Origin of the sequence: Streptomyces sp. NPDC006551, from assembly GCF_040611675.1 — a bacterium.
GTDB lineage: Bacteria > Actinomycetota > Actinomycetes > Streptomycetales > Streptomycetaceae > Streptomyces.
On record NZ_JBEXOT010000100.1, the window covers coordinates 1 to 1,764 of the forward strand.

The following is a 1,764-nucleotide window of genomic DNA, read 5'->3' on the forward strand; positions in this document are numbered from 1 at the left end:
TTACGGGTCCGCAGGTTCCTCTGCTCGGTCATCTCGTGTGGACGGCGGACCTTCGCGGAACAGCTGTCAGGGTTGACCCGTCGTTACGGGAGGCGGACTGAGCGGCTGCGGTCGACGTTGGCCGCGGTCGGTCTCGCGCTCGCCGGCCGGGCTGGTGCCCGGCTGGCCAGAGTCTTCGGAGTGCCCGTCAGCCGCAGCACAGTGCTACGGCTGGTCGAGGAATTGCCCGACCCTCAGGTTCCGGCCCCACGGGTGGTCGGGGTCGATGAGTACGCGACCCACAAGGGTCGCAACTACGGGACCATCCTGGTCGACGTTGAAAGCCGGCGGCCGGTGGACCTGCTGCCCGACCGTGAGGCATCCAGCCTTGCCGCTTGGCTCGCGAAACGGCCGGGGATCGAGGTGGTCTGCCGCGATCGCGCACCGTTCTTCGCCGAAGGCGCCACCGTCGGGGCACCCCAGGCGGTGCAAGTGGCGGACAGGTGGCATCTCTGGCACAACCTGAGCGAGGCCGCCGAGCGATGCGTTGCCGACCACCGGGGCTGCCTGCGGGTTCTGGCACCCGATCCTGCCCCGCCAGCCCCCGAGCCCGACGAGGTCCAAGACCCTGCCGGCTCGCCCTGGCCCACCGGCCACCGCTTTGCAGACCGCACCCGCGCCAAGCACGCGACCATCCACGAACTGTTGGCCGCCGGGCTCAGCCGGAGGGCGATCGGCCGCCAGCTCCACATGACATCTCGCACCGTGAAGCTCTTCGCCGACGCAGCCACCCCGGAAGACCTCTTCCACGGGCAGTGGCAGGGTCGGCCGTCCAAGCTCGACACGTTCAAGCCCTACCTGGATGACCGCTGGAACCAGGGCTGCACGAACGCCTGGACCGTGTGGGAGGAGATCGTTCCGCTCGGCTATCAAGGCAGCTACCAGCGTGTTCGCGCCTACTTCCGGGAGAAGCGGCTCTCTCCCGGCCCCGTCACAGCTCGGCCGCCGTCACCCCGCGTCGTCGCCAGCTGGATCCTCCGCCGCCCCGAGTCCCTGACAGAGACCGACCGCCTTCGGCTCAAAGCTGTCCTGGTCCATTGCCCCGAACTCGATGCCCTCACCGGTCACGTCCGGTCCTTCGGTCAGATGCTCACCGAGCGCCAGGGCGAACGGCTGCCGCAGTGGCTCGACGCCGTCCGGCAAGACACCCTCCCCAGCCTGCACACCCTTGCCGCGGGCATCGACCGTGACCGTGATGCCGTCATCGCCGGCCTCACCCTGCCCTGGAACTCCGGCGTCGTCGAAGGACACGTCAACCGGATCAAGATGCTCAAGCGCCAGATGTTCGGCCGGGCCGGCTTCGCTCTCCTGCGCAAGCGCGTCCTGCTCTACTCGTGAGCCCCAGGTCAGACCGCACCATCAAGGAGTCCGAAGCCTTCCGGGAACCCTTCCAGGAACTCCCGACGCGCCGGGTCGGACTCGGCTTCAGCCATCGTCCCCAGGAGATCGACGAACTCGCTCCGCTGACCACTCGACAGCTTGCTGACCAGGTGGCCGACGCCCTCCAGGACCTTGACCGCGTCGTCCGGATCCATCTGCTCGTCGTCACAGCCCTCGATGAACCACAGGACATCGACCACAGCCTCGGCCAGGGCGTGGGTCAGGGACGAGTACACGGGCATCAAGGCGGACTCCCAGCAGGTCACGGCAGCAAGGTCCGGCCATCCCACCACACATCACTGACATCACACTCAGTCAGCCCTCCACAGAAAGTGAGCCAGAACC

The 1,764-nt window shown here is 67.9% G+C and carries 2 protein-coding genes; one reads left to right on the forward strand and one right to left on the reverse strand.

Annotated features, from left to right (window positions below):
* The coding region (locus ABZY12_RS34340) for an ISL3 family transposase (protein WP_356897385.1) at positions 1 to 1,377 on the forward strand (1,377 nt) is incomplete at its 5' end.
* An 8-nt stretch (positions 1,378 to 1,385) separates the two neighbouring features.
* On the opposite strand, the gene ABZY12_RS34345 is transcribed toward ABZY12_RS34340, so the two are convergent.
* Positions 1,386 to 1,661 carry a hypothetical protein gene (locus ABZY12_RS34345; RefSeq protein ID WP_356897387.1) on the reverse strand — a complete coding sequence of 92 codons (276 nt, stop codon included), beginning with the start codon at positions 1,659 to 1,661 and terminating at the stop codon, positions 1,386 to 1,388.
* Positions 1,662 to 1,764 lie beyond the last annotated feature (103 nt).

Bases quoted from the DNA above. Each gene is read 5' to 3' on its own strand.
- ABZY12_RS34345 (WP_356897387.1), bottom strand. From the start codon at position 1,661: ATGCCCGTGTACTCGTCCCTGACCCACGCCCTGGCCGAGGCTGTGGTC.